Here is an 18,183-nt window from a genome sequence, read left to right as displayed (position 1 = left end):
ATGCAAATGGATTTGTAATTAAATTAAGCGATGTCCCTCTTGAACGTTAGGTGCAACATGGGATGATGTTCATAGTGCCCAACGCCATTTTTGACGATGGGGTCTTCTGAGGTAAAAGCTGCAATGTCTTGGTCATCCGCTATTTGGTATAAAGAAACGCCGTATCCTCCAGACGGATCCATAACGGGACCATGTGCAACGATGATATTCTGATCCAACAGTTTGTTTAGATACACAACATGCTCCTGCATCCAACGCTGCTCATCGGCAGATAACGTTGGCAAGAAGTCATCTCTGGGGGGGATAAACTTACATAAGTAATACTTCATAATCTCTCCTTAAAAACAGCTATATTGAAAGACCACGCGGGCTGACACCAGGCGCTTTCTAACTAGCTGTTTTCACGCTTTTATGGATCGCACTTTCAAACATGCAAGGTATGTAGTTTTGTAAGAAAAGCACCATACCGGTCATCTTCCCAACGGGATTGCTGAATCGGGGGTGTTTTGCCTTGATTAAGCAGCTAATCATTTTTACAACGGCGTCAGGTGCTTCAGCATCATCCATGCCTTTCTTTGTAGCGGCATTTGCACGTATGCGGTAGGCGTTATAGTCACTGATGCTGTTGTTTCCTGCTGTCACCGCATGGTTGCCAAGATTAGTTTTAAACCACATTGGCTCTACCATGCTTACCTTGATATTGAACTGACTCAACTCAAAGCGTAAAGATTTGAAGTAACCTTCAACTGCATGTTTTGATGCGGTATAGAAAGATAAATTTGGCGGTCCAATGAGGGCCACAATTGAACTGACAGTAATGATCTGTCCTTTCTTTTGTGCTCTAAAATGAGGCAACAGTGCATTGGTCACCTTCACAGTGCCCCAGAAATTGGTTTCAAACTGCTCGCGACCAAGTTCAATCGGCGTTTCTTCAGCTAAGCCAGTCAGCATGTAGCCGGCGTTGTTAACCAGGACATCTAACTTAGAGATATGTTTGAATAGTTCTGTTGTAAAGGCTTTGATGGAGTCGTCATCTCCAATATCCAGTCGGATTAACCTGAACGGGACTTTGTCAGCATGCTTTTCTGGTTCGCGGCTGGTGCCGATCACTTCGTAACCTCCTTGATGGAGCTGATTGGCAAGCATCAGCCCAAAGCCTGACGACGCCCCTGTAATTAAAACGGTCTTTTTCATATGGTCACCTTTTTGATCAAAGCTGCCCGAACCGGGCAGCGTTACATGTAATGAGCGCGGATTATTTTTTACCAGCCTGCTGTTGCTGATATAACTGCTTGTTACCTTCACCTATGAAGTAACCCATATTGTTTTCTACCTTTAATGGGCCCATTTCTTGAATAACTTTGCCAAATAGCGGCATACGCTGTTGCAACCCCGGCCAAGCTAACGATTTGGTGAATTCCCCAAAAGAACTGGTCAGTTCAGCCTCAGTTGGAGAAGTGATCGCGGTAATCTGTCTCTTGGTGGTGATCAGCGCAGTTTTATCAAAGGTTGCCAAACGGCTGGCAATTTTGTTAACAAAGCCATCGAGCTGGGCCTCAGGCATTGCACGAGTAACCCAACCGAATTTTTCTGCGGTTTCTGCACTGTAATCATCGGCACTCAATAACACTTCCAGAGCACGATCCCTACCAACAAGTCTTGTTAAATGATAGGTGGCACCCCCACCTGGGAATAGTCCCACACCCACTTCAGGCTGACCAAAAATGGCTTTTTCTTTACTGGCGTAACGCAGGTCAAAAGCCAATGCCAATTCATCACCGCCCCCTTGCGTGCGGCCATTGATAGAAGCAATGGTGATAAAAGGAGCATTAGACAAGTTTGAAATCAGCTCAACCCACAATGGTTTTGAATTCGCACCAACTTGACTTAGAAAGTTGGGAAATTCATTCATATCGAAGTGATTGAAGAAAAAACCCGCCACATCGCTTGTGAAAACCACCACCTTTACGTTTTCGTCCTCGCTCAAGGTTTTCACAACCTCATTGAGAGAGGACAATGTCTCGGGCACAATCAAATTCAATGGTGGGTTAGCGAATTTCACTTTGCGAATTTCGGGCGATACCACTTCCACACTGATGGTGCTTTTTTGCGCCACTTTGCTCACTATTTGACCAGATGCATTTTTGTTAGGACCTGCTGTGTCAGCGTAGGCGCTGGGTATGGTAAGGACTGATGCAGCCAGCAAAGCTGCGGCTAGTTTAAGGTTCTTCATCATTGACGGTTCTCCGAAAGCAAATAAGGGTTAATTACTCAGGGTTGTTACTGCACTGCTCAACAACTCCGCAACTGAGTTAGGCCGTACTTTGCCTGCAAAAAGCGCCAAGATCACTAGCTTAAGGCGCCAACATAACAGCGAAACGCGCCAACCTTGGATTTTTGAATTTGGCGGTATTAGCGATTGCTGTGGCGCGTTTCGCAAGATAGACTGTTACCATGAGCGATCAACGATTACCTAAAGAGAATTCACGTAAACCCTATACCTTAGAGTATGCCGTGTGGCCCGGCTGGCGTTTAGTGATGCAAGATGCAGGTATTCAAACGGCACCTGTCCTTCGTCGAGCGCAGTTACCAGGTGATTTATTTGCGCGTCAAAATGTGCGTTTGAATTCGACAAACTTCTTTAAGTTGTGGGAAGCGATTGATGCGGAGTCTGCTTCGATTGATCCCGACGTGCCAACGCCCTTGCGAATCGCGAAAGTGATGACTTCAGACTGGTTTGAACCAGAATTGTTTGCGGCACTTTGCAGCGAGAACATGCGATGTGCGCTTGAGAGATTGGCTAAGTATGTCAAACTCATTGCCCCGATGGTCATCAGGGTGGAGCATACGGCAAGCCAAACCAAAGTAACTTTAGACTTTATAGAAAATACGCAGACGCCGCCAAATGTGTTTCTCGCCTTCAAGCTTGTATTTTTTGTCCAACTAGCTCGGTTGGCGACTCGTAGCAATATTCAGCCACTCCAGGTAGGCTTGCCACTAAAGTCTGGGCATGAGGCAGATTTAGAGCTTTATAAGACGTTTTTCGGTGTGCCGGTCAGTTGTACACCTCTCACAACCCTGGTGTTCACTCACGCAGATGTTGAAAAGCCATTTTTAACTGAGAACCACAAGATGTGGCTGTTCTTTGAGCCGTCTCTACGTCAACGGCTAGCAGATCTTGATCGCAGTGCCGCAATTGTTGATCGTGTACGCAGTATATTGATTGAGGCTCTGCCAGCAGGTGATGTTTCAATGCAATCAATTAGTCGAAAATTAGCTGTAAGCACGCGAACGCTGCAACGTAAACTTCAAGATGAAGGTACCAGCTTTCAGCAAACGCTTGATAGTTTGCGTAATTCACTAGCGCATCATTATCTGCGACATACAGAAATGTCGGGCCCTGAGATATCGTTTTTATTGGGGTTCGAGGATGCGAACTCATTTACGAGAGCATTCCAAGGGTGGACGGGAAAAACACCGCAAACCGTGCGTACTGAATTCATCACAAATGAAAAGGCACTATAATTTGATCGATAAATTCTTTAGTCGGGATGTATTTGATTACATCGAGATGTTTTATAACCCTAGGCGTCGGTACAGTTTCAATAATGGCCTATCGCCAGTAGAGTATGAGAAGCGTTATTTCGAGGGGCTGGCGACTGTCTAGCATAGTAGGGGCGATTCAAAGCGCAACTTGAGGTTTCAAGATGCTCGACAAGATCTAGCAAGACACACGTCTTTCCACTCCCAGGATCATCTGTTAGCAGAATTGTTTTTGTTTTACTAGCAATTAACTCCAAAAGGACATCAAGAGATTTTCTATAGATTCGTTTCCCATCAATTTCCCGTATCCAATGCCGACCTATCAAAGAGGCTCGTTGAAATTCATCAAGGAGTTCTTGTTCGTTATATTCAGGTGCTTGGTGAATACCTTTGGAAGATAAAAAACCTTTTACATCTGCAACGCTAAACCGATGAGGAACGTTTAAACTTTTGCTAGACATCTCACTAATGAAATGCAGTAAAACGGGAACGATGGTTTCATTACCAGTAAAAGTGCGACGTAGATGGCTATGAGCGTTTTGTAGGATATCCTTGTAGCCATCTGTCCTTGAAAACTCCACTCTTTTCAGCAGCTGGAAAGTAGTTTCATCTCTCTCATTCCATAAAGATGAAATTTCCTTTAAGGTTTTTTTTACTTCAGTAGCTGCTCCAGCAATATATGCTTGATAGTCAGGGCGAATAGATATGTAGACAGCAAGCTTCTTTAATTTACCGAATTCAGACTCAGAAAAAAATTTGACAATACCATCGACATCATTATTAAGCTGTTCTTTGGCTTTTAAAAGCTCGTCTTTGATTGTTTGATCCGAAGTCCGCCACTCTCTCCAATCGGTCTGATTCTTTTTGCACTGAATATAATTCGTTTTTCCATCAGCATAGAAAACGACAATATCATCAATAGTGATTTCAGTATTGTTAGAGGCTAGTGAGGTGGCTTGTATTTCTATGCTCGAAATATCGTTACTCTCTAGCATTTGCATAATTAACTTTAATGCAATAGCACGTTGGTAATCATCCCCACGATCTGAATACGCTCCAGCATCACTCATTAATAGTTCTCAATCTCTTGAATTCATATTTGATTTAGCATCCAGCCTAGCAGCGAACTTGGTTGGGAGCTGATCCCTCTTTCTAATGCTCACTACTGCATCGACTTCCTTTTCTGCAGTGATAATGACAATCTTCGCTGTCTGCCAGCGCTTAGTAAGTAGGTCTAACCCAATCAGCACTTCAGGATATGAATTTTACTTTCCTTTCGAATAAAGAAATCTAACATTTCCTGAAGCATCAGGATATTAGGAGCATGGGATATTGGCGCAATTTTGCCTTCATGTGAATAATTCAGCTTACTTTTCTAGAAGACACTTTTGCTTTCCTTCGGACAAATTGACTCGCTTAACTCAGCTATAGATGGCGCCTATTAAAGTGCGAATCTTCATAAATTTAAAATGATATATATCTATTTAAAATCAGTATCATACATCTCATTCTTGGGGTTTGTACATCCATAAAAAATCGGTTAGATTACCGAGTTTATGACCTCCGAGAGAGCGATTTCTCGGATTTTTTTTGATTTATTTGAACTTGAGGAAGGAGACGAGCAGGAAGAAAACACAGAAGAAGTTGGACCGCTGCAATTAGCGGGAGCCAGAAAGCCAAAAGCCGCATCCACGAATGGAAGCGGCCTTGACTCGGTACTCGAGAAATACCATTGTCAGCTTTCCCAAAGCACCTGTCAATACCGACAGTGTGGGTTCCCATCACTCTTGAAAATCAAATGCCGGATTTCGGCAGGGGCATGTTTCGCCCAAAAATTTAAGGACTTATGATGGAAAACACCAAGAAAAACCTATCACGGAGTAAAACGTCAACCAGATTTCAACAAACAAAGGCATACCGAGACTTAACTGTTTTTGATATTGCCCGCTTGTCCGAACAAGAGGCGTGGGAAATGCTAAAGTCCATGAGATGGGGTAAAGGCGACGAAGTCGTGTGCCCGGACTGTTCAGCAAAAGACGAGCATCACTTTATAAAAAACCAAAAGCGATGGACCTGTAAGAAGTGCCAACATCGGTTCAACGTCACATCAGGCACACCATTCAGTAATCGTAAGATGTCATATGGCAAGCTGCTAATGGTAGTGTATTTTTTCATTTCGGGGGCGCAAGGCGAATCTTCTAACTCGTTTCACTGCAGGGTAGGAATTACGCTTAAGACTGCCTTCCATAACTTTGCCAAAATCCGGGAGGTCTTGTTCGAGACCATGAATCGAACCAAGCTGCAAGGAATCGTACACATAGATTGCGCACATTTCTGCGGAAAACCGCGAAGGGCAAACCAACGAAAAAAAACAGATTCATTCGTTGCGAATCATTGGTTGCGAAACCGTAAAGATGCAATCGTTCCAGACAAGCGAACGCATATGGAATCATGGAACCTCGAGAAACTAAAGAATCGTAGGATATTGTTAGCAATGTCAGAGGTTGATCCATACGCGCCGAGGGGACACGGCTCACATCGTACGATTACGTTCGTGCTCAAGGTTGAGAACGCCGCATCGATCTTACCTTTGATTAAAAAATATGTAACGCAGGACGCCGTGATCATGACTGACAGTGGAAGTGCATTTCAGCCATTGTATCGAGAGCTGGGTATTGCCCATGCACGCGTAAATCACTCAGAAGAGTATGTTCGCTTTGACGGTGTTAACAACAACATGGCGGAGTGTTTCTTCTCAAGAATTCGTCGAGGGGAATTTGGCACTTACAATGGGATGCGCCCCCAATATTTTGCTTTTTATGCAGCCGAGTTTGTATGGAGAAATGACACACGGCATATGACACTGAGGCAGAAATTTGAAGATGTCTTCAAACGTATTTTTACGCGTGAAACGTCTAAAGCGTTCTGCAACTATAACCATGGGCACAGATTAGGCTTCGAATATGTGTATTAGTTAAAGCAAGGTTCACTTCTTTGCTTGCCAAAAGCCAATCTGGTTTGTGGCCGGCTCGTGACATCTGGAAACGCAACCCAACTGATGTAGCCTGTTCAGTCCAGCTTGGATGGAATGAGAAAGTTGTGCTGAGTTAAGTGGCGCCGGATCAATCTCTAAGTGCTTGAGGCGGATATATTCGGTAATTTCCAGTCTTGAGACTGGGGACTCATCCATCCTTGACCGGAGGTAGCTCAGAATCAGGTTGTTGATTTCACCGTATCCGAACTTTAATCGTGCCTTGTGAGGTCTGATAGGCTTAATGCTCTGGGTATCAATCTGGATTTCATGCAGTTTTAGCGCGTTATTGACTGCATCCAGTGACGTCTCCAATTCATTAAGCCTATCAACCAGGTGCTGAACTTTTGAAAGAGCCTTTTTTACTTTGGCCATTTCACCAGAAAGCCTTGAATGCTTTTTAATTAACCATTTAAGAGATGATGGGATCTTGCCTGCCATAGGCAGGATTCCATCATATTATTAAGATTAATGGTTAGTGCAACTGGTGAAACATGGCGATGCAGACATAAAAAAAACAGGCCTTGAAGGCCTGTTTTTTTATTCTTGTCCGCTTACTGAGATTGCCAGCTCACGGAAGTCAGTACTGGTCGCAGCTTACTTCTCAGCAAACGCACGCTCAATCACGTAATCGCCCAGATCGCCAATACGCTTGGAAACCTGCAAGCCAGCGGCATCCAGAATGCGGCAGGTGTCTTCCAGCATTTGCGGGCTGCCGCACAGCATGGCGCGGTCGGTTTCGGGGTTCAGCGGTGGCAGACCGATATCGGCAAACAGCTTGCCGTTTTCCATCAGGTCGGTCAGGCGGCCTTCGTTGCGGAAAGGCTCGCGCGTCACGGTGGGGTAGTAGATCAGCTGGTTCTTGACCTGCTCACCGAAGTATTCGTTTTCTGGCAATTCCTTGGTGATGAAGTCTTCGTAGGCCAGGTCATTCACGCGGCGTACACCGTGTACCAGAATCACTTTTTCAAACTTCTCGTAGATTTCAGGATCCTGGATCAGGCAGATGAAGGGGGCCAGACCAGTACCGGTGGACAACAGGTAGAGGTTCTTGCCGGGCTTGAGGTCAGACAACAGCAGCGTGCCGGTAGGCTTGCGGCCAACCAGGATGTCATCACCGACTTTCAGGTGTTGCAGGCGCGAGGTCAGCGGACCATTCGGCACCTTGATGCTGAAGAATTCGAGGTCTTCGGCGTAGTTGGCGCTGGCGATACTGTAGGCACGCATCAGCGGCTTGCCATCCACTTGCAGGCCGATCATGACGAACTGGCCGTTTTCAAAACGCAGGCCAGCGTCACGCGTGGTGGTGAACGAAAACAGACTGTCATTCCAATGCTTTACCGACAACACTTTTTCGGTATTAAACGCGCTCATAGTTCTTTATCTTTCAAATGGTTAATTGATTAACGATCAGCCAAGGGCGGCATTGAGTTCAGGCAAGGCCTTGAACAGGTCGGCCACGAGGCCGTAATCCGCATGCTTGAAGATCGGGGCGTCAGGATCGTGGTTAATGGCGACGATCACCTTGCTATCCTTGATACCGGCCAGATGCTGCATGGCGCCGGAAATACCGACCGCAATATACAGCTCAGGCGCAACCACAGTACCGGTCTGCCCAACCTGGAGGTCGTTGGGGGCAAAGCCGGCATCCACGCAGGCGCGGGTGGCACCAATGGCGGCATTCAACTTGTGGGCCACAGGTTCCAGCAGGGTGTTGAACTGCTCACCCAGGCTACGGCCACCGGAAATCACCACGGTTGCCGTGGCCAACTCGGGACGGTCCGACAGGTTGCGTTGCTCGCTCACCCAGCGCACCTTGCCAAATGCGACCGGCGCAGCAGCGCTGGTAATTTCCGCATTGGCACCATTTGCAGCAGCCTCAAACGAGGTCGCGCGTACGGTGACAACCTGCACGGCATCGCTGCTTTGCACGGTTGCCAGAATATTGCCAGCATAGATCGGGCGCACATAGGTAGCAGGCGCCTGAATCTCGACCACGTCCGACACCATGCCCACATCCAGCAGGGCCGCCACGCGTGGCAGCACGCCTTTGCCCAGCGTGCTGTGCGCAGCCACAATCACCTGATACTCAGCGGCGATCTGTTGCACAGCAGCCGCCACATCTTCCGCCAGCAGGTGCACCAGGTGCGGTGCTTCCACTTTGATTACCTTGGCCACACCGGCAATAGTGGCCGCTTCTGCAGCCACGGCCGATACATCGGCACCGGCCACCAGCAGGTGGATGGGGTGTTGCCACGCCGCCGCTGCGGTCACGGCCTGACGGGTGGATTGCTTAATATGCTGGCCATCGTGTTCGGCCAAAATCAATACGCTCATGCCAATACCTTTTCAATACGCAGTTTTTCGACCAGCTCAGCCACACTGTTGACGATTAAACCAGGCTTGCGCGGGGCAGGCTCGGCAACATTCAGCAGGCTGAGGTGCGAGGCAAAGTCCACGCCCAGCTCAGTACCTGCAATCACGTCAATCGGCTTTTTCTTGGCCATCATCATGTTGGGCAGCTTGATAAAGCGAGGCTCATTGAGGCGCAAATCTGCCGTCACAATCGCGGGCAGTTGCAAGGCCACGGTTTCGGTACCGCCATCGACTTCGCGGTTCACTTCGATTTCGTTGCCATTGACCTTGATTTCAGAAGCGAACAGGCCCTGGCCCACGCCCAGCAAGGCGGCCAGCATCTGGCCTGCCTGACCGGCATCGTCGTCAATCGCCTGCTTGCCCAGCAGAATCAGGTCAGGCTGCTCGCGACCTGCCACTGCCTTCAGCAGCTTGGCCACACCCAGTGGCTGCAGCTTGCCTTCGGCTTGCACCAGCACAGCACGGTCCACACCCATCGCCAGCGCGTGACGCAAGGTGTCCTTGCTGTTTTCAGCGCCGATGGACACGGCCACGATTTCCGTGGCGATACCTTTTTCCTTGAGGCGCAGCGCTTCTTCCACTGCGATTTCATCGAAGGGATTGATGCCCATCTTGACGCCGCTGATCTCGACGTCGGAGCCATCCTGCTTGACGCGAGGCACGATGTTGTAATCCACCACGTGCTTCACTGCCACCATAATTTTCATGCACATACTCCTGGACTATATTGCCGTGTATTTTAAACGACACTAAAATATCTATTAAATTGATTATATTAATAATCTATATCTGCAAAACCTATATGCGCTATACCCTGAGACAACTGGAAGTATTTGTCGCCATCGCGCGCCTGGAGAATGTCTCCCGGGCGGCAGAGGCGCTATCGCTGTCGCAATCGGCTGCCAGCACGGCCTTGGCCGAGTTGGAGCGCCAGTTTGATTGCCAGTTCTTTGATCGTCTTGGCAAATTGCTCAAGCTGAACGATCTGGGGCGTAGCCTTTTGCCAATGGCGGCCGCATTGCTCGATCAGGCTTCGGAAATCGAGCATGTTCTGCAAGGCAAGACCACACTGGGTCTGCTCAGGGTGGGCGCCACATTGACAATCGGCAATTATATCGCAACTCTGCTCATCGGTTCCTTTATGAAACAACATGATGAGTGCCAAATTGAGCTGCACGTACAAAATACCAATGCAATTTTGCAGCAAGTCGCCAATTACGACCTCGATCTGGGCCTCATCGAGGGCAATTGCCAGCACCCTGACCTTGCCGTGGAGCCGTGGCTGGATGACGAACTGGTGGTGTTCTGCGCGCCCGATCACCCCTTGGCAAACAAGCCCGGTGTCAGTCTGGAAGACCTGCTGCAAGAGACCTGGATTTTGCGCGAGGTCGGCTCCGGCACCCGCGAAACTTTTGACCATGCGATGCGCCATCATCAATCTAGGCTTAAAATACGCCTGACGCTGGAACACACCGAAGCCATCAAACGCGCGGTGGAATCCGGCCTTGGCATAGGCTGCATCTCGCGCCTGGCGCTGCGCGATGCTTTCCGGCGTGGCAGCCTGGTGCCGATTGAGATGCCCGAGCTGGATCTGCGTCGCCAGTTCATGTTTGTCTGGCACCGCAAAAAGTACCTCACCGCCAGCATCCGCGCCTTTCTGGATTACTGTCGGGCGTTTACCGTGGATGCGGGGCGCAGCGACCAGATTGCCTTACCCATTATCAAATAGCATTTTGATTTAAATACTGATTTAACTGAAAGACCACCATGCAACGCGATGTCATGAATTACGATGTACTGATAGTTGGCGCAGGCCCGGCCGGGCTCTCCGCCGCCATCCGCCTCAAGCAACTGGCCGCCGCCGAAGAACGCGAAATCAGTATCTGCATCCTGGAAAAGGGCAGCGAAGTGGGCGCCCATATTCTTTCAGGCGCGGTCATCGACCCCATCGCATTGAATGAACTCTTCCCCGACTGGAAAGCCCTGGGGGCACCTTTGCACACCCCAGTGACCGAAGATCACTTTCTGTTTATGACGGAAAAAGGCGGCTTTACCATTCCGGAAAAACTGCTGCCGCCGCTCATGAGCAACCACGGCAATTACATCATCAGCCTGGGCAACCTCACGCGCTGGCTGGGCGAACAGGCCGAAGCGCTGGGCGTGGAAATCTACCCTGGCTTTACCGGCTACGATCTCCTCTATGACGGATCCGGCGCGCTTAAAGGCGTTGTCACCGGCGACATGGGCGTGGCACGCGATGGCACCGAAAAGCCCGGCTTCGCGCCCGGCATGGAGTTGCATGCCAATTACACCCTGATTGCCGAAGGCACCCGCGGCTCGCTCACCCGCAAGCTGGAGCAGCAATTCAAGCTGCGCGACAAGGCGGAGCCGCAAAAGTACGGCATCGGCTTCAAGGAGCTGTGGCAGCTTGACCCCAGCCAGCACAAGGCCGGGCTGGTCATGCACGCACAAGGCTGGCCGCTGGACAACGACACCGGTGGCGGCGCCTTCATCTATCACCTGGAAGACAATATCGCCGCCATCGGCTATGTGGTGCATCTGAATTACAGCAACCCTTATCTGAGCCCATTTGAGGAATTCCAGCGCTTCAAGACGCACCCGAAAATTGCCCCCATGCTGGTAGGCGCCAAGCGCATCAGCTATGGCGCACGCACCATCAACGAAGGTGGCCTGCAATCGCTGCCCACGCTGGTGTTCCCCGGTGGCGCGCTGATCGGCTGCGCCGCGGGCCTGGTGAATGTGCCCCGCATCAAGGGCAGCCACAATGCCATGAAATCCGGCATGCTGGCCGCCGAATCCGTATTTGAAGCCCTGGGCAGCGAACGCTCGCACGACATTCTCAGCAGCTATCAGGAAAAACTGCGCGCCTCCTGGATCTGGCAAGACCTCGACGCCGTGCGTAATGTCAAACCCGCACTCTCGCGCTTTGGCAGCCTGCTCGGCTCGGCTTATGGCGGCTTTGAAATGTGGCTCGCCCGCGCTGGCATACGCACGCCATGGACACTCAAGCACGGCAAGGCCGACAACGAATGCCTGCAAACCAAAGACCAGGCCACGCGCATCGCTTATCCAAAACCCGACGGCGTGCTGACCTTTGATCGCCTGTCGTCCATCTTCCTCTCCAACGTGCAGCACGATGAAGACCAGCCTGTTCACCTGACGCTGAAAGATGCTTCGGTACCCATCACCGTCAACCTCGCCAAATACGACGCCCCGGAGCAACGCTATTGCCCGGCGGGGGTGTATGAGATCGTGGAAGAAAACACCGATCCGCGCCTGCAGATCAACGCCGCCAATTGCATCCATTGCAAAGCCTGCGACATCAAGGACCCGACGCAGAATATCGTGTGGGTGACGCCGGAAGGCGGCGGCGGGCCCAACTATGTGAATATGTAGGCATGTTGGCAACAGGGGGGCCGTTGTACCGTGCCATCCCTGTCCTCGCTCTAATGACTGCATAGATGCCACACACCATCAACACCATAAAATCAAAACGATAAGAGATCCAACATGAGTCAAATCCCTCCCTGTCCCCAATGCAGTTCCATCTACGGCTATGAAGACCGCAATATGCTGGTCTGCCCGGAATGCGGCCATGAATGGACGCCCGGTGAGGCAGCCCCAGCGGCGGCCGATGGCCTGGTCGTGCATGATGCCAATGGCAATCTGCTGGCAGATGGCGATACTGTCACCGTGATCAAGGACCTGAAAGTCAAAGGCTCCTCACTGGTGGTCAAGGTCGGCACCAAGGTCAAGAACATCCGCCTGGTCGATAGCGACCACAATATCGACTGCAAGATTGATGGCGTAGGTGCCATGAAACTGAAATCGGAATTTGTTAAAAAGGCCTGATCAAGCGGCCATCACACCCGCCACCACCACAAAGGGATGATATGGAAGCCAGCTTTTGGCATCAGCGCTGGGAAAGAAACGAGATCGGCTTTCATGAAGCAAGCGCCAATGCCTTGCTGGTAAAGCATTTGCCCAGCCTGTCGCTGGCCCCGCAATCGCGCGTATTTATCCCGCTATGTGGCAAAACGCTGGATATTCACTGGCTGCTGAATCAGGGCTTACGCGTGGCTGGCGCCGAGCTGAGTGAACTTGCCGTGACGCAATTATTTGCCGAGCTAGGCCTCACCCCGGAAATCACGCAACGCGGCCAACTCAGACACTACCACGCGAAGCATATCGATATTTTTGTCGGGGATATTTTTGATCTCACGGCTGATATCCTGGGCCAGGTAGATGCCGTTTATGACCGCGCTGCCCTGGTTGCCCTGCCCGCGCCCCTGCGGGAGAAATACGCCGCGCATCTCATGGCCATCAGCCACACCGCGCCGCAACTGCTCATCTGCTACGTTTACGAGCAGTCGCAATTATCCGGCCCGCCGTTTTCCATGGAGGATGCCGAGGTAAAACAGCATTACCAGTCGCACTACACGCTTGATCTTTTAGAAAGCCCGGAAGTTGCCGGTGGCTTCAAAGGCCGCGTTCCGGCGCAAGAACATGTCTGGCGATTGAGCCGCCAGACACCCATTTAAAATTGCCTACCAGTATCAGGAAACCTGTCATGCGCGTCATTGCCCTGCTCTGCCTGTGTCTTTTCAGCCCCCTGCTTCTCGCCGCTGGACCCGCCTGGCAGGCGTTTGGCCAGAATCCGGATGGCTGCCAGGTCTTCAGCAACACCATGGTAGAAAAGGTCACCCTGGATAAGGATCAATACCTGCGCATCACCTTTCGCACTGAGTGCAAAGCGCCACAGACCGAAATCATCGAAGGCAAAAACTACCGCTATTACACCAACGAAATGCGTGTGTTTTTAAGCTGTGGTGAAGAAGAATGGTGGCCGGAATGGCATCGCTATTTTGACCAGACCGGCAGGGAAATATGGTCAGGCCCGCATACCGTCAAGGGCGTGCCAGTGACTGGCCAAGAGCAGGCAGAGAACGCCATCATGGGCACAGCCATCACGGCTAGCAGCCCCATGAATGACCTGCTCAATCGTTATTGCCCCTAGTGTAAAAACCATCAACCGCGCTGGTGTTTGCATTAAGCTGCCACATTGCCCAGTACGATCACCTTCAGATCAATGACACCTGATTTTTTCGCAACATTCATTTACGCAAAAGGCCCTCAGCATGAGTTACGTCATCGTCAAATACCTGCACTTCATCGGCATTCTGGTCCTCGCTTCATCCCTCATGGTCGAGCATGTGCAGCTCAAGGCCGACATGTCCGCCGAAGCGTTGAAAAAGGTCGCCCTGATTGATCTGATATACGGCATATCCGCCGGGGTGATTCTGGTGACGGGCTTGCTGCTCGCCTTTGCCGTCGGCAAGCCCGCGGCGTTTTACACCGCCAACCCCGTCTTCCATGCCAAAGTGACGCTGTTCGTGCTGATCGGCCTGCTGTCCATCCACCCAACGCTGTTCCTGTTGCGCCATCGAAACAGCACGGCGGCCAGTATCGTGGTGCCCAAAAGCATCATCATGGTCATCCGCCTGGAAATGTTACTGCTGCTGATTATTCCCTTGCTAGCAGTGCTGATGGCACGGGGGATTGGTATAAGTGGGTAAGAGTTCTGCTGGATGCCTGATATCTCTGACTTGAAACAGGCAAAGTTCTGGCATGCCAGTTTAAACAACTTTTAGTATGATGTAGCCGGGTCGTGACGATGCAGAGGGGATTCTATGCGGCGCTTCACGACCGAGTAAAGGTCTATCACGGCCAATCAAAAAAACTTAACCATAAGGGTCTGCATCATCATGTTTAAAAAAATAATAAGTGCTATCGCCGTACTCGCATCTCTGCATCTGGGTGGCTGTGCCTCAGTTCAAATGGCACCTGCAGAGACAGATAAAGCAAAAAAAGAATTTGCAGCTCCATCGGAAGGGAAAGCAGGCGTATATATCTATCGTAATTCTTCGTTCGGCGCTGCCTTGAAAAAGACAGTGAGCATTGACGGGGTTCCCATTGGAGAGAGCGCCCCTAATACTTATTTTTACAGAGAACTGACACCAGGTAGTCACGAACTGTCCACTGAATCGGAATTTAGTGATAACAAGCTGTCTCTGGTAGTCGAAAAAGGTAACAATTACTTTGTTCAGCAATATATAAAACTGGGTGCATTCGTAGGTGGTGCCGGTCTCAAGACCGTGAGTGAAGATGAAGGCAAGAAAGGTGTGCTGGAATGCAAAATGGCACTGGACTGGAACCTGAATACATCTGCTAAGTAATCCGGACCAGAAATCTTACCCATCAAAGAACGGGGTTGGGAGTGAATTCCCAATCCCGTTTATTTACGCATATGCCTGATGCAGAACATTGCTTTCCCATCAGCACCCATTCGTCATCCTGCTGGTCAACCAGCAAGTCATTTTTGCATAAAAATTAATAACTTATTGATTTAAAACAAGCTTAAACATGGCACGCTCCGTGCCTATATACCCTCGATTTGCCAGCTTGCCTGCAACGCAGCATTTGCAGGCCGCGGCGATGACGTTTTCACTATCACTATCAGGGTATATAACAATGCAAAACTCATTATTTACATCACACTGGACGACACTGGCAGTTTCGGCAGTCTTGCTGGGGAGCAGCGCGGCAGCACTGGCGGCGCCCACTTTTCAACGCGATGAAGATCAGTTCATCAACATCGGCGTGGCCTACCGTGGCAGCTATAGCTCGATCAAGGATGCTGCGCCTAACGGCAAAGATCGCTCCAATGATTTTGAGACGGAAGAAGCGCGTCTCTACACCAACGGCAAGGTGCATGAGAATGTCTCGTTTGAATTCAACTTTGCGCGCAATTCCGCCGATAACCAGATCGAAATTCTGGATGCGCACGTTGGCCTGGAGCTGAACAAGTATTTCAACGTGTGGGTGGGCCGCTTTTTGCCGCCAGCCAGCCGTGCTTCCGCGTCGGCCCCCATGTATCCGCCCACCTTCGACTTCCCGCTAGTCGAGCAGGCGCCCAACCGCTTTGGTGGTCGTGATGATGGCGCTACCGTCTGGGGTTCCAACGAAAGCCAGGCACTGAAATACCAGATCGGTGCCTTCAAGGGCCGCGATGGCGGTTCCAACCAGTCAGACAACCTGTCATTTGCCGGACGCCTGCAGTACAACTTCTGGGATACCGAGCCTGGTTTCTACAATCTGGCGAGCTATGATGGCTCGAAATCCATCCTGTCGGTCGGGGGCTCTTACCGCTTCCAGAAAGATGGCGCGGGCACCATTACCAATCCCGGTGATTACCGTTACTGGAACGTAGACGGCCGCCTGGAAAAACCCCTGGAGAATGGCGCCGTCGTCGGTGCCGAAGCCTCCTATTACAACTACAACAATGACAACACTGGCGATACCCTCGCGCCACAAGGCAAAGGCTACTTTGTCACTGGCAGCTATGCCTTTGCGCAGACGGTAGGCATCGGCAAGATCCAGCCCAAGTTCGTGTATCAGGACTTTGATAATGACACCACCAATACCAACACCCGCCGCCTGGACCTGGGTGCCAGCTACCTGATCAAGGGCAGCAATGTGCGTATTGATACTTTCTGGTTCAAGCAGCAGCAGGACAATAACCAGCCGGATATCGACGGTGTGAAAGTCATCTTCCACGTCGCGCACTTTTTCTAGAACATTCACTGGCGCCCTCGCTTAATTGGCGTCCCCACGGGGATTCGAACCCCGGACGCCATGGCGCCTGTGATATTACCGAGCCTCTCACTGCCCGTTGTACGCAACGGGCTTTTTTTATATGCCTTTTTGTATACCCGGCAACTGATCGGCACCGTAAGACATCCCCGCTCAGGCCGGTTATAAGCATCTGACCAAACGTTATAACCCCGCCCTTACGCCGGGTTTATAGTAACGCCACAACAACGACGCAACAGGAGAAACCATGAAACCGGAAACCCTTGCCATCCACGCTGGCTACACGCCCGACCCCACCACCAAGGCCGTGGCCGTGCCGATCTACCAGACCAGCTCCTATGCCTTTGATAACACCCAGCATGGCGCTGACCTGTTTGACCTGAAAGTGCAGGGCAATATCTACACCCGCATCATGAACCCGACCACCGCCGTGCTGGAAGAACGCCTGGCCCAGCTCGAAGGCGGCATAGGCGCGCTGGCGCTGGCCTCAGGCATGGCGGCGATTACTTATGCCATCCAGACCATCGCCGAGGCGGGCGACAACATCGTCTCGGTCTCCACGCTGTATGGCGGCACCTATAACTATTTTGCCCACACCCTGCCCAAGCAGGGTATAGAAGTGCGCTTTTTTGATTATCGCGACCCGGCTTCGCTGGAAAAGCTGATCGATAGCAAAACCAAGCTGGTGTTTGCCGAAACCATAGGCAATCCGCTGGGCAATGTGGTCGACCTTGAGACCATCAGCCGCCATGCGCATCGCCATGGCGTGCCGGTGATCGTCGACAGCACGGTCGCCACGCCTATTCTGGCGCGGCCCTTTGAGCACGGGGTGGATATCGTGGTGCACTCGCTGACCAAATACATCGGTGGGCATGGCAACTCCATTGGCGGTGCCATTATCGATAGCGGCAAATTCCCCTGGGGTGAGCATGCCGAGCGCTTCCCCAGCCTGAACACGCCCGACCCCAGCTACCATGGAGTGAATTACGTGGAAGCGCTGGGCGCCGCCGCCTATATTGCCCGCGCCCGCGTGGTACCGCTGCGCAATACCGGCGCCGCCATCAGCCCGTTCAATAGCTTCCTGATATTGCAAGGGCTGGAAACCCTGCCGCTGCGCATCGAGCGCCATAGCGACAATGCCTTGCGCATTGCCCAATACCTGCAGCAACACCCCAAGGTGAAATGGGTCAATTATGCCGGCTTGCCGGATCATCCTGACCGCGCATTGGTCGACAAATACCTGAGCGGCCGCGCCTCCGGCATTCTGTCGTTTGGGGTGGAGCATGGCCGGGAAGGTGGCACACGTTTTATTGATGCGCTCCAGCTGTTCACCCGCCTGGTCAATATCGGCGATGCCAAGAGCCTGGCGTGCCACCCGGCCACCACCACGCATAGACAGCTCAGCCCGGAAGAGCTGAAAAAAGCCGGCGTGAGCGAAGACCTGGTGCGTTTGTCCGTCGGCATTGAGCACGTGGATGACCTGATTGCCGATCTGGAACAAGCGCTGAGCCAGGTTTAAACCCAGCCATTCCATCCGCACCCGGCGGGCAAGCGCAAAC

At 51.2% G+C, this 18,183-nt stretch carries 18 protein-coding genes and 1 pseudogene; 12 read left to right on the top strand and 7 right to left on the bottom strand.

Annotated elements, in window-relative coordinates; translation table 11 throughout:
- Positions 1 to 23 precede the first annotated feature (23 nt).
- From ACWWD9_RS04585 to ACWWD9_RS04575, 3 genes are all read right to left on the bottom strand, one after another.
- Positions 24 to 329 carry a YciI family protein gene (locus ACWWD9_RS04585; RefSeq protein WP_455867866.1) on the bottom strand — a complete coding sequence of 102 codons (306 nt, stop codon included), beginning with the start codon at positions 327 to 329 and terminating at the stop codon, positions 24 to 26.
- 58 nt (positions 330 to 387) lie between these two features.
- Complete coding sequence (locus ACWWD9_RS04580; RefSeq protein ID WP_455867865.1) at positions 388 to 1,194, bottom strand: SDR family NAD(P)-dependent oxidoreductase; 807 nt, start codon at positions 1,192 to 1,194, stop codon at positions 388 to 390.
- A gap of 61 nt (positions 1,195 to 1,255) precedes the next feature.
- Positions 1,256 to 2,236 (bottom strand): enoyl-CoA hydratase/isomerase family protein, encoded by a 981-nt coding sequence (locus ACWWD9_RS04575; protein ID WP_455867864.1) that lies wholly within the window; start codon positions 2,234 to 2,236, stop codon positions 1,256 to 1,258.
- Between the two features lie 218 nt (positions 2,237 to 2,454).
- On the opposite strand from ACWWD9_RS04575, the gene ACWWD9_RS04570 reads away from it, so the two are divergent.
- The 3 genes and pseudogenes from ACWWD9_RS04570 (at position 2,455) to ACWWD9_RS04560 (ending at position 6,517) form a co-directional block, all read left to right on the top strand.
- On the top strand, positions 2,455 to 3,525 hold the full coding sequence (locus ACWWD9_RS04570; protein ID WP_455867863.1) for an AraC family transcriptional regulator ligand-binding domain-containing protein: 1,071 nt from the start codon (positions 2,455 to 2,457) through the stop codon (positions 3,523 to 3,525).
- Positions 3,526 to 3,550: 25 nt separating this feature from the next.
- Positions 3,551 to 3,667: pseudogene (locus ACWWD9_RS04565) on the top strand (IS3 family transposase); the annotation flags it as partial.
- A 1,722-nt stretch (positions 3,668 to 5,389) separates the two neighbouring features.
- A complete protein-coding gene (locus ACWWD9_RS04560; protein ID WP_455867862.1) occupies positions 5,390 to 6,517 on the top strand; it encodes an IS1595 family transposase in 1,128 nt (375 codons plus the stop codon).
- A gap of 12 nt (positions 6,518 to 6,529) precedes the next feature.
- Here the strand turns inward: ACWWD9_RS04560 and ACWWD9_RS04555 are convergent, their stop codons facing one another.
- From ACWWD9_RS04555 to ACWWD9_RS04540, 4 genes are all read right to left on the bottom strand, one after another.
- On the bottom strand, positions 6,530 to 7,015 hold the full coding sequence (locus ACWWD9_RS04555) for a hypothetical protein (protein ID WP_455867861.1): 486 nt from the start codon (positions 7,013 to 7,015) through the stop codon (positions 6,530 to 6,532).
- 156 nt (positions 7,016 to 7,171) lie between these two features.
- The gene (locus ACWWD9_RS04550; RefSeq protein WP_159355295.1) at positions 7,172 to 7,948 is read right to left on the bottom strand and encodes a ferredoxin--NADP reductase; all 777 of its coding nucleotides are present in this window, start codon (positions 7,946 to 7,948) and stop codon (positions 7,172 to 7,174) included.
- 36 nt (positions 7,949 to 7,984) lie between these two features.
- Positions 7,985 to 8,911, bottom strand: coding sequence for an electron transfer flavoprotein subunit alpha/FixB family protein (locus tag ACWWD9_RS04545; protein WP_455867860.1), 927 nt, complete (start codon positions 8,909 to 8,911; stop codon positions 7,985 to 7,987).
- Positions 8,908 to 9,657 carry an electron transfer flavoprotein subunit beta/FixA family protein gene (locus ACWWD9_RS04540; RefSeq protein ID WP_455867859.1) on the bottom strand — a complete coding sequence of 250 codons (750 nt, stop codon included), beginning with the start codon at positions 9,655 to 9,657 and terminating at the stop codon, positions 8,908 to 8,910. Before ACWWD9_RS04540 ends, ACWWD9_RS04545 begins: the two co-directional genes overlap by 4 nt.
- Positions 9,658 to 9,752: 95 nt before the next feature.
- Here ACWWD9_RS04540 and ACWWD9_RS04535 point away from each other — a divergent pair, with 95 nt between their 5' ends.
- From ACWWD9_RS04535 to ACWWD9_RS04495, 9 genes are all read left to right on the top strand, one after another.
- A complete protein-coding gene (locus tag ACWWD9_RS04535) occupies positions 9,753 to 10,679 on the top strand; it encodes a LysR family transcriptional regulator (protein WP_455867858.1) in 927 nt (308 codons plus the stop codon).
- Positions 10,680 to 10,717: 38 nt separating this feature from the next.
- Positions 10,718 to 12,367, top strand: a complete 1,650-nt coding sequence (locus ACWWD9_RS04530) for an electron transfer flavoprotein-ubiquinone oxidoreductase (protein WP_455867857.1) — start codon at positions 10,718 to 10,720, stop codon at positions 12,365 to 12,367.
- 114 nt (positions 12,368 to 12,481) lie between these two features.
- Positions 12,482 to 12,823, top strand: coding sequence for a zinc ribbon domain-containing protein YjdM (locus tag ACWWD9_RS04525; RefSeq protein WP_455867856.1), 342 nt, complete (start codon positions 12,482 to 12,484; stop codon positions 12,821 to 12,823).
- 41 nt (positions 12,824 to 12,864) lie between these two features.
- Entirely contained in the window at positions 12,865 to 13,512 is a 648-nt protein-coding gene (gene tmpT / locus ACWWD9_RS04520; RefSeq protein ID WP_455867855.1) for a thiopurine S-methyltransferase, read from the top strand.
- 29 nt (positions 13,513 to 13,541) lie between these two features.
- Positions 13,542 to 13,988 (top strand): hypothetical protein, encoded by a 447-nt coding sequence (locus ACWWD9_RS04515; protein ID WP_455867854.1) that lies wholly within the window; start codon positions 13,542 to 13,544, stop codon positions 13,986 to 13,988.
- A 121-nt stretch (positions 13,989 to 14,109) separates the two neighbouring features.
- A complete protein-coding gene (locus ACWWD9_RS04510; RefSeq protein ID WP_455867853.1) occupies positions 14,110 to 14,547 on the top strand; it encodes a DUF2214 family protein in 438 nt (145 codons plus the stop codon).
- Between the two features lie 189 nt (positions 14,548 to 14,736).
- Positions 14,737 to 15,207: a DUF2846 domain-containing protein gene (locus tag ACWWD9_RS04505; RefSeq protein ID WP_455867852.1), complete on the top strand. Its 471-nt coding sequence runs from the start codon at positions 14,737 to 14,739 to the stop codon at positions 15,205 to 15,207.
- A gap of 295 nt (positions 15,208 to 15,502) precedes the next feature.
- Positions 15,503 to 16,606 (top strand): porin, encoded by a 1,104-nt coding sequence (locus tag ACWWD9_RS04500; protein ID WP_041362272.1) that lies wholly within the window; start codon positions 15,503 to 15,505, stop codon positions 16,604 to 16,606.
- 265 nt (positions 16,607 to 16,871) lie between these two features.
- Positions 16,872 to 18,143: an O-acetylhomoserine aminocarboxypropyltransferase/cysteine synthase family protein gene (locus tag ACWWD9_RS04495; RefSeq protein ID WP_455867851.1), complete on the top strand. Its 1,272-nt coding sequence runs from the start codon at positions 16,872 to 16,874 to the stop codon at positions 18,141 to 18,143.
- Positions 18,144 to 18,183 lie beyond the last annotated feature (40 nt).

The organism is Methylovorus sp. SPW-M1 (genome assembly GCF_053848825.1).
Note: the sequence above shows the minus strand (reverse complement) of the source record. Positions and strands in the feature narration are given on the sequence as shown.

What these genes read in the sequence shown, in the direction of transcription:
- ACWWD9_RS04510 (WP_455867853.1), top strand. Translation starts at nt 14,110, where the DNA reads ATGAGTTACGTCATCGTCAAATACCTGCACTTCATCGGCATTCTGGTC.
- ACWWD9_RS04560 (WP_455867862.1), top strand. Translation starts at nt 5,390, where the DNA reads ATGATGGAAAACACCAAGAAAAACCTATCACGGAGTAAAACGTCAACC.
- ACWWD9_RS04525 (WP_455867856.1), top strand. Translation starts at nt 12,482, where the DNA reads ATGAGTCAAATCCCTCCCTGTCCCCAATGCAGTTCCATCTACGGCTAT.
- tmpT (WP_455867855.1), top strand. Translation starts at nt 12,865, where the DNA reads ATGGAAGCCAGCTTTTGGCATCAGCGCTGGGAAAGAAACGAGATCGGC.
- ACWWD9_RS04505 (WP_455867852.1), top strand. Translation starts at nt 14,737, where the DNA reads ATGTTTAAAAAAATAATAAGTGCTATCGCCGTACTCGCATCTCTGCAT.
- ACWWD9_RS04530 (WP_455867857.1), top strand. Translation starts at nt 10,718, where the DNA reads ATGCAACGCGATGTCATGAATTACGATGTACTGATAGTTGGCGCAGGC.
- ACWWD9_RS04570 (WP_455867863.1), top strand. Translation starts at nt 2,455, where the DNA reads ATGAGCGATCAACGATTACCTAAAGAGAATTCACGTAAACCCTATACC.
- ACWWD9_RS04545 (WP_455867860.1), bottom strand. Translation starts at nt 8,911, where the DNA reads ATGAGCGTATTGATTTTGGCCGAACACGATGGCCAGCATATTAAGCAA.
- ACWWD9_RS04585 (WP_455867866.1), bottom strand. Translation starts at nt 329, where the DNA reads ATGAAGTATTACTTATGTAAGTTTATCCCCCCCAGAGATGACTTCTTG.
- ACWWD9_RS04515 (WP_455867854.1), top strand. Translation starts at nt 13,542, where the DNA reads ATGCGCGTCATTGCCCTGCTCTGCCTGTGTCTTTTCAGCCCCCTGCTT.
- ACWWD9_RS04575 (WP_455867864.1), bottom strand. Translation starts at nt 2,236, where the DNA reads ATGATGAAGAACCTTAAACTAGCCGCAGCTTTGCTGGCTGCATCAGTC.
- ACWWD9_RS04495 (WP_455867851.1), top strand. Translation starts at nt 16,872, where the DNA reads ATGAAACCGGAAACCCTTGCCATCCACGCTGGCTACACGCCCGACCCC.
- ACWWD9_RS04535 (WP_455867858.1), top strand. Translation starts at nt 9,753, where the DNA reads ATGCGCTATACCCTGAGACAACTGGAAGTATTTGTCGCCATCGCGCGC.
- ACWWD9_RS04550 (WP_159355295.1), bottom strand. Translation starts at nt 7,948, where the DNA reads ATGAGCGCGTTTAATACCGAAAAAGTGTTGTCGGTAAAGCATTGGAAT.
- ACWWD9_RS04580 (WP_455867865.1), bottom strand. Translation starts at nt 1,194, where the DNA reads ATGAAAAAGACCGTTTTAATTACAGGGGCGTCGTCAGGCTTTGGGCTG.
- ACWWD9_RS04555 (WP_455867861.1), bottom strand. Translation starts at nt 7,015, where the DNA reads ATGGCAGGCAAGATCCCATCATCTCTTAAATGGTTAATTAAAAAGCAT.
- ACWWD9_RS04500 (WP_041362272.1), top strand. Translation starts at nt 15,503, where the DNA reads ATGCAAAACTCATTATTTACATCACACTGGACGACACTGGCAGTTTCG.
- ACWWD9_RS04540 (WP_455867859.1), bottom strand. Translation starts at nt 9,657, where the DNA reads ATGAAAATTATGGTGGCAGTGAAGCACGTGGTGGATTACAACATCGTG.